This window comes from Dyella psychrodurans (assembly GCF_003363265.1).
Lineage (GTDB): Bacteria > Pseudomonadota > Gammaproteobacteria > Xanthomonadales > Rhodanobacteraceae > Dyella_B > Dyella_B psychrodurans.
On record NZ_QRBF01000002.1, the window covers coordinates 138,225 to 145,589 of the forward strand.

9 protein-coding genes and 1 tRNA gene are annotated in these 7,365 nt (G+C 59.5%); 8 read left to right on the forward strand and 2 right to left on the reverse strand.

Annotation, left to right across the window (positions count from 1 at the left end; genetic code table 11):
* The first annotated feature begins 3 nt into the window (after positions 1–3).
* The 8 genes from tolR (at position 4) to DWU99_RS06965 (ending at position 6,122) form a co-directional block, all read left to right on the forward strand.
* On the forward strand, positions 4–450 hold the full coding sequence (gene tolR / locus DWU99_RS06930; RefSeq protein WP_115477304.1) for a protein TolR: 447 nt from the start codon (positions 4–6) through the stop codon (positions 448–450).
* Positions 437–1,375: a cell envelope integrity TolA family protein gene (locus DWU99_RS06935; RefSeq protein ID WP_115477305.1), complete on the forward strand. Its 939-nt coding sequence runs from the start codon at positions 437–439 to the stop codon at positions 1,373–1,375. Before tolR ends, DWU99_RS06935 begins: the two co-directional genes overlap by 14 nt.
* An 8-nt stretch (positions 1,376–1,383) precedes the next feature.
* Positions 1,384–2,706, forward strand: a complete 1,323-nt coding sequence (tolB, locus tag DWU99_RS06940; protein ID WP_115477306.1) for a Tol-Pal system beta propeller repeat protein TolB — start codon at positions 1,384–1,386, stop codon at positions 2,704–2,706.
* Positions 2,707–2,963: 257 nt separating this feature from the next.
* Positions 2,964–3,473, forward strand: a complete 510-nt coding sequence (pal, locus tag DWU99_RS06945; protein ID WP_115477307.1) for a peptidoglycan-associated lipoprotein Pal — start codon at positions 2,964–2,966, stop codon at positions 3,471–3,473.
* A 2-nt stretch (positions 3,474–3,475) separates the two neighbouring features.
* Positions 3,476–4,336, forward strand: a complete 861-nt coding sequence (ybgF, locus tag DWU99_RS06950; protein ID WP_325048463.1) for a tol-pal system protein YbgF — start codon at positions 3,476–3,478, stop codon at positions 4,334–4,336.
* A gap of 10 nt (positions 4,337–4,346) precedes the next feature.
* Positions 4,347–5,039, forward strand: coding sequence for a 7-carboxy-7-deazaguanine synthase QueE (gene queE / locus DWU99_RS06955; RefSeq protein WP_425476802.1), 693 nt, complete (start codon positions 4,347–4,349; stop codon positions 5,037–5,039).
* A 273-nt stretch (positions 5,040–5,312) separates the two neighbouring features.
* Positions 5,313–5,993, forward strand: a complete 681-nt coding sequence (queC, locus tag DWU99_RS06960) for a 7-cyano-7-deazaguanine synthase QueC (RefSeq protein WP_115477309.1) — start codon at positions 5,313–5,315, stop codon at positions 5,991–5,993.
* Positions 5,994–6,046: 53 nt separating this feature from the next.
* Positions 6,047–6,122, forward strand: a tRNA-Lys gene (locus tag DWU99_RS06965).
* Between the two features lie 683 nt (positions 6,123–6,805).
* Here DWU99_RS06965 and DWU99_RS20785 read toward each other — a convergent pair.
* Both DWU99_RS20785 and DWU99_RS06970 read right to left on the reverse strand, forming a co-directional pair.
* Positions 6,806–7,096 carry a hypothetical protein gene (locus DWU99_RS20785; RefSeq protein WP_147292895.1) on the reverse strand — a complete coding sequence of 97 codons (291 nt, stop codon included), beginning with the start codon at positions 7,094–7,096 and terminating at the stop codon, positions 6,806–6,808.
* Positions 7,097–7,111: 15 nt separating this feature from the next.
* Positions 7,112–7,365 (reverse strand): XAC0095 family protein (locus DWU99_RS06970; protein WP_158543245.1); only part of this gene is annotated, 254 nt, incomplete at its 5' end.

A 7,365-nucleotide genomic window follows, 5' to 3' on the forward strand; every position in this document is an offset into this window, starting at 1 on the left:
GCCATGCGAAGCTCCGCGCGTCATAAGCGCTTCAAGCTGAAATCAGAGATCAACGTCGTTCCCTACATCGACGTGATGCTGGTGCTGTTGATCATCTTCATGGTCACGGCGCCCATGCTCAATTCCAACGTCGACGTGAACCTGCCGCAGGCGAACGCCAAGTCGCTGCAGGACAAGAAAGAGCCGGTGATCATTTCGGTCGACAGCCATGGACAGCTGTATCTCACCCTCGGCACCGAGAAGAAAGAACCCATCGATGCCGACGCGCTGAAGGTCAAGGTCGGCGCATTCGTGCAGCAGAATCCGGATGTGAGCGTGCTGGTCGCTGGCGATCGCGACGGCAAGTACGACGGTGTGTATCAGGTACTGGCCTTGCTGCAACAGGCCGGTGTCGCCAAGGTCGGTTTGATGAGTGCGCCGGAGACGGGCAATCCGAATGGACGACCGTAACGCCAAGGGCACTCCGCTTGCGGTAGTGCTGTCCGCCGTCTTGCATCTGGGCATCGTGGCGTTCCTGTTTCTGGCCACGCTTTCGTGCACCAACTACGACGCGTTTCTCACGGCGTTGCATCTGCCCAATCCCATCACCTGTACGCCTCCCCCGCTGCAGCTGAAGGGGCCGGTGATCGAGGCCACGTTGCTGGGTAATACAGGGGCGCCGCCGCCGAAGGCGGTGAAGGTGAAGCCCGTTCCCAATACGGTGCCGCCACCGCCTTCCGTGCCGCCGCCCCAGCCACCCGAGGTCCAGCCGCAGGTGAGCCAGCTGCCGCCGCCGCCCAAGAATCCCGACACCGTGGATCAGGAGCGCGTGGTGCAGGATGCGCTGCAGAAGGCCGAGGACGCCAAGAAAGAACAGCAAGAAAGAGAGCGCCAGCGTCAGGCAGACCTGGATGCGCAGGCGGCCAAGCGCAAACAAGAGCAGGAAAAAGTGGATGAGCTCTTCAAGCAGATGGATCAGGCTTCAGCCCAGACGCAAAAGCTCGACAACAAGGCCAAGCAAGCCAAGCAGCAAATGGCGGACCTGAAAAACGCCTCGGAAAACGGCCTGCCCGATCTGCCGAACGCTGCCCAGCGCCAGAAGGGCACCAATGCGCAGAACAGCAGCCTGCTGGACCAGTACATGGCGGCGATTCAGAACGCCGTCACACAGAATTGGACGCGGCCGGATAACATGCCCAACGCTCCGTGCGTCGTACACATTGTGCAGTCCCCTGGCGGCACGGTGATGAGCGCGAAGGCATCGTCCGGTTGTCCGTACGACGATGCTGGCAAACGATCCGTTGAAAATGCCGTATTGCGTGCGCAGCCGCTGCCCTACAAGGGTTTCGAAAGCGTGTTTCAGCGTGAAATCGACTTCACATTCATACCGCAGTGAGCCACCCCATGCGTAGATCTTCCAAGTCGCTATTAGTCCTTATCCTGCTTTTGGTCGCGGGATTGATTGCTGGCCCTGCAGCGGCACAGACCTTGAACGTGCAGATCGTAGGTGGTGTGAAGACCGCCACGCCGATCGCCGTCGTGCCGTTTGCACAGCAAGGCGGCTCGCCGCTGCCCACGGATATCGCCGACGTCATCCGCAGCGATCTCAATCGCTGCGGCAAATTCCGCTCGCTGGCGGTAAGCGAAATCGTCGAGCAACCCAGCCAGGGCTCGGACATCAAGTTCGCCACCTGGCGCCTGCTCAAGCAGGACTACCTCGTGATCGGCCGCATCAAGGATGCCGGCAACGGCATGGTGTCGGTCGAATACGAACTGTGGGACGTCAATCGCCAGCAGCGGCTGCTCGGCGGCGCCATGCCGCCGGCTTCGATCAGCGATCTGCGCAGCGTGGCGCACCAGATCGCCGATGCCATCTTCCAGCAGATCACCGGCATTCCCGGTGCCTTCTGGACGCGTATCGCCTACATCACGGTGGTGGGTACCGGCAACAACGAGACCTACTCGCTGATCGTGGCCGATTCGGATGGCTACAACCCGCAGGTGGTCGCGCGTTCGCACGAAGCACTGATCTCGCCCAAGTGGTCGCCCGATGGCAACCGTCTTGCTTATGTGTCGTTCGAAAGCGGCAACTCGGCCATCTACGTCCAGAACATCTCCACGGGTGCCCGTCAGCTGGTTTCCGGTCGCGCCAAAGGCATCAACAGCGCTCCCGCCTGGTCGCCGGATGGCAGCAAGCTGGCACTGTCGCTTTCCTACACAGGCAACCCGGAAATCTACGTGATGGACCTGGCGAGCCGTCAGGAAACGCGCCTTACCCGCAGCCTGGCCATCAATACCGAACCGGTATGGTCGCCGGACGGGCAGAGCATCTACTTTACGTCCGACCGATCGGGACGCCCGCAGATCTACCGCATGCCGGCCTCGGGCGGCACGCCGGACCGCATCAGCTTCCAGGGCCAGCAGAATCTGGACGCGGCGATCAGCTATGACAGCAAGCAGATTGCCATGGTGCAGGCGAACGGGAACGTGTATCGTATTGCCATCGTGGACCAGAGTCTTGGTGGGCAGGTACGCTTCATCTCGACCGGTCCGATTGACGAATCACCCAGCTTCGCGCCAAACGCCAGCATGTTGATCTACGCCGCCGTTGATGGACCCCGGGACGTGCTCTTTGCCGTTTCCAATGACGGCATGGTCAGGCAGCGGCTCACCATCGCCAATGGGGACGTGCGCCAGCCGGCTTGGGGACCCTATCGCAAGAATTAAGTCAGTCCGGGGCGTGGTCTTTCGGGGCCGCATCCGGCTGATCGAAGGAAGGGCCCGGAGCGCCTCACCGCGTTCCGGCTACCGGGGTCGCGGTGGTTTGCCGCGTCCAGTTTATTGGCCTGTGCAGTACAATGCCTGGCTGTAAAGTTGAAAGTGTAGAAAAATAAATACAACAGCCGGCCCACCGGCGATCACTGTCCCGTAACCGCAATCGTTATTGACTGTCGGAAATCAAACCCGTTTGAAGGAACGTCACCATGAATAAGACCGTTCGTATCGCTCTGGTCGCCCTGCTTTGCGTTGGCGCGGCCGCTTGTAGCAAGAAGCAGGAAGTCAAGCCGCAGGAAACTGCACCGGCTGAAACCCCGGTCACCCAGCCCACCCAGGGCACCGGCAAGTACACCCCGCAAGACCTCGACACCGATGCTTGCCTGCGTCAGCGCGTCGTCTACTTCGATTTCGACAAGGACGAAGTGAAGCCGGAGTTCCAGCAGATCATGCAGTGCCATGCCAAGTATCTGCAGGACCGTCCGACCGCGCAGATGCGCCTGGAAGGCAATGCCGACGAGCGCGGTACGCGTGAATACAACCTGGGCCTCGGCGAGCGTCGTGCGAACGCCGTGTCCAGCGCCCTGCAGGCCAACGGTGGTTCGGCCAGCCAGGTCAGCGTGATCAGCTACGGCAAAGAAAAGCCGGTGTGCCGCGAGCACAACGAAGATTGCTGGAGCAAGAACCGTCGCGTTGAGATCGTCTACACGGCCACCTGATGGTGTTCCGGTTGGCTAATCGTTTCACGGCCAATATAAGCAAGGCGGGCGCCCTGGCGTCCGCCTTGCTGTTTTGGGTGCCCGTGCACGCGCAAAACTCCACGCCGATGAGTCTCTCCGACCGGGTTGCCCGGCTGGAGCAGCAATCGCAGAATCAGACCCAGAATCGCGTCGATCAGCTCGGCCAGTTGCAGCAGATGCAGACGCAGATGCAGCAGATGCAGGGTCAGATCGAAGAGTTGCAGCATCAGTTGCAACAGTTGCAGGACCAGAACAAGGCACAGTACGCCGACGCGGACAGTCGTCTGCAGCGCCTGGAGAAAGGCGTGAATGCCAATCCTGCCGCAGTGGCCGGTACCGGCGGCCCGGCACCGGCGACATCCGCCGCCGCTTCTGCCAATGCGCCTGCCAACACAGCACCTGCGGCGTCTTCGTCCGCACCGGCGGCTCCCGCGGAATCGGCAGCAGAAAAGACTGCAGCGTTGAATGCGTACAACGTCGCGTTCAAATCGCTGCGTGCGGGCGACTATGTTTCGTCGTCGCGCGGATTCCGCGAATTCATCCAGAAATATCCCAACGACGCGCTGACTTCGAACGCCTTCTATTGGCTCGGCGAGTCGTACTACGCGACGACCAACTACCAGGTCGCCGTGGAAGCCTTCAAGCATCTCCTGAGCCAGTACCCGCAGAGCGACAAGGCGCCCGACGCGCTGCTCAAGCTCGGCTACAGCCAGCTGGAGATGAAGCAGACCGATGCCGGCGTCGCCACGCTGAAATCGGTGCTGGCCAAGTATCCCAGTTCCAATGCGGCCAAGCTGGCACGGGAACGCTTGAACCGGCTCTCGCAACAGTCGGCTCATTGAGGCAATCGTTGTGAGCAGCAGCAACCCAAGCGTGGATATCGCCACGGAGACACCGACCGCCGTCGAGCGTCTGCGCATCACCGAGATCTTTCATTCGATCCAGGGTGAAGCCGATGCGATCGGCTGGCGGACGGTATTCGTGCGTCTTACCGGTTGCCCGTTGCGCTGCGTCTGGTGCGATACCGAATATTCGTTCTACGGCGGCAACTGGCGCGACATCGACGACATTCTCGCCGAAGTCGCCTCGCATGGCGCGAAGCATGTGTGTGTGACGGGCGGCGAGCCGCTCGCGCAAAAACGCTGCCTGACACTGCTGCAGAAACTGTGCGATGCCGGTTACGAGGTGTCGCTGGAAACCTCCGGCGCCATCGATGTTTCCACGGTGGATCCGCGCGTGCGCAAGGTGATGGACCTCAAAGCGCCGGATTCCGGCGAGAGCAAGCGCAACCTGTGGTCGAATCTGGATCACCTGCTTGCCCACGATCAGGTCAAGATCGTGATCGCCAGTCGCGCCGATTACGAATGGGCGCGCAACGCGGTGGCCGAGCATGCCATCGATCAGCGCTGCATGGTGTTGTTCTCGCCCGTGCATGGCGCGGTCGAACCGCGTGCGCTGGCGGAATGGATCATCGAAGACAAGTTGCCGGTGCGTTTCCAACTGCAGCTGCACAAGTTGCTATGGAACGACGCGCCAGGCCATTGAGCGCAGCTTTATTCCCGATCTCAAAGTATTTGCTTGGCCTCACCGTCATTCCGGCGAAGGCCGGAATCCAGTAATAACATGCTGTGCGAAGCACTTAACGCCAAAGGTTTTGTGTCCTTCGGACGAATACCTCACTGGATTCCGGCCTTCGCCGGAATGACGGTGTAGAAACTTCCTCCGCACGAGGCAAGATAAAAACCCCACGCATCGGCCTGTGTCGCCGGTAGCGTTTCCCGGCCGGTGACCGGCCGTATTCACGTTGGAAATCCACCTATGTCAGGACCCACTTCCCGCAAGGCCGTCATCCTCGTATCCGGAGGCATGGACTCGGCCGTGACACTCGCCATCGCTCGCGAGCAGGGCTACCAGATCCATGCGTTGAGCGTGAACTACGGGCAACGCCACAGCTCCGAACTGGAAGCTGCGGCGCGCGTCGCCCACATGCTTGGCGCCGTGGAACACAAGACCGTGCATGTCGATCTGCGCAGCATTGGCGGTTCCGCGCTCACGGCGGATATCGATGTGCCCGAAGAAGGCGGCGAGGGCATTCCCGTCACCTACGTGCCGGCCCGCAACACGATCATGCTCTCCATCGCGCTGGGCTGGGCCGAGGTGCTGGGTTCCAATGACATCTGGTGCGGCGTGAATGCCGTCGACTACTCCGGCTACCCGGACTGCCGCCCTGCCTTCGTCGAGGCATTCGAGCGCTTGGCCAACCTCGCCACCAAGGCGGGCGTCGAGGGCGCGGCTATCCGCGTCCACGCGCCGCTGATCGCGATGAGCAAGGCCGACATCGCCCGCGAAGGCCAGCGCCTGGGCGTCGATTTCTCCGCCACCGTCAGCTGCTACCAGGCCGACGCCGAAGGTCGAGCCTGCGGCCATTGCGACGCCTGCCGGCTCCGCGCCCAGGGTTTCCGCCAGGCTGGGCTACCCGATCCGACCCGATACGTCTGATTCGCTTGTGCCCAAGGCGCTCAGGCCATAAAATTTGCAGCTCACTTTTTTCCGGGCCGTTAGCTCAGTCGGTAGAGCAGTAGACTTTTAATCTATTGGTCGACAGTTCGAATCTGTCACGGCCCACCAGTAAGACCAAGACCTGCAGCGATGCAGGTCTTTTTTTATCGGCCGAAGAGCCGGAGCCATGCTACCAACCAGATCGCGCTTGCAGGCCGCTAAGTGCAGGCTTCTTGCCGCCGATTTGATTTGCTGTTGGCCTGTTAACTACCCCCGGCCCCATTTCACTGTCTAACTAGTCTGACTTAGGTTGAAGCGTCTTCTGACCGTTCGGTTCAACGCTGCCAACCGCAGGTCTTTGTAATGGAAGGATGTCACTCATTCTCAACAGCCTGCTAACGCAAACGAATAACGGCAACAGATGCGACGAAAGAAAATACAACGGCAGCGTAAATAGTGGTTCCAATAACATCTAGCTGGCGAAGCATGAACCCAATCGACCAGTAAGTGATCGCACAAATGACGGAAAAGTTTCTAAGAATAGGAGCGCTTCGATAGTTCTTCAGTGAGTTCGCTTGAGCAAATAAGATACAAAATAAGACGAACGCTTCTATTAGACCTGAGCGGGGGTAAGCAGCCCAGATCCCCACAAGAAATGAGCACGAACCAACCAGCCATCCTGAATATGCCAGTGCTTTGTGGGGGGTGAGTTGAATGAAACATTTAGGTCAATAGTCATACGTCATTCTTTGTGAATTGATATTTGAAGCGATAGCAGTGCCAACTTGTCAGCTGGCACTGCGTTTCACTGGTTAATCGGCCAATAATTCCACGAGCTCGCCACCAAGATAGACACCGCCAGCGAATGCGGCGGCCCCTTGCAGGCCCGGGATAACGCCGCAGACAGCGGCAATACCACCAATGACATTCAGACCTTGATCCATGGTCATGGCACCATTAACCGCTTCAACTTCATTCACCGTTAACTGACGTATACGTGATGCTGTTGCAGGGCTTGCCGTGCCGTGAATCGGGTGCGGCCGATTTTTGTGTAGGCCGTAGAAACGGTGCGGAAGACATAAAGAGGTCAACGTGCTTTCCATCAAACGCTGACCGCTTTATTGCCACATCCGGCTTTGCGTGTCGGTCCAGTTTTCCTTGCTTAGCCGATCCAGCGCGGCGCCAATCTGCGCGCTGATCTCCTGGAAGTAGTAATAGAGATCCGCACGGCCGATCTTCAGCACGACATTGCCGTTGGTGATGTCGTCTTCGCTGTAAGCGATATGTGCCATCAGCGTCAGCATGGTCTGGATGTTTCTCAGGTCTTCGTAAGCTTCTTCGGACAATAGATAGAACTGCGGTCCCGTCGGGC

Excerpts from the sequence above, each read along its gene's own strand:
- tolR (WP_115477304.1), top strand. The coding sequence starts at position 4 with ATGCGAAGCTCCGCGCGTCATAAGCGCTTCAAGCTGAAATCAGAGATC.
- DWU99_RS06935 (WP_115477305.1), top strand. The coding sequence starts at position 437 with ATGGACGACCGTAACGCCAAGGGCACTCCGCTTGCGGTAGTGCTGTCC.
- tolB (WP_115477306.1), top strand. The coding sequence starts at position 1,384 with ATGCGTAGATCTTCCAAGTCGCTATTAGTCCTTATCCTGCTTTTGGTC.
- pal (WP_115477307.1), top strand. The coding sequence starts at position 2,964 with ATGAATAAGACCGTTCGTATCGCTCTGGTCGCCCTGCTTTGCGTTGGC.
- queC (WP_115477309.1), top strand. The coding sequence starts at position 5,313 with ATGTCAGGACCCACTTCCCGCAAGGCCGTCATCCTCGTATCCGGAGGC.
- DWU99_RS20785 (WP_147292895.1), bottom strand. The coding sequence starts at position 7,096 with ATGGAAAGCACGTTGACCTCTTTATGTCTTCCGCACCGTTTCTACGGC.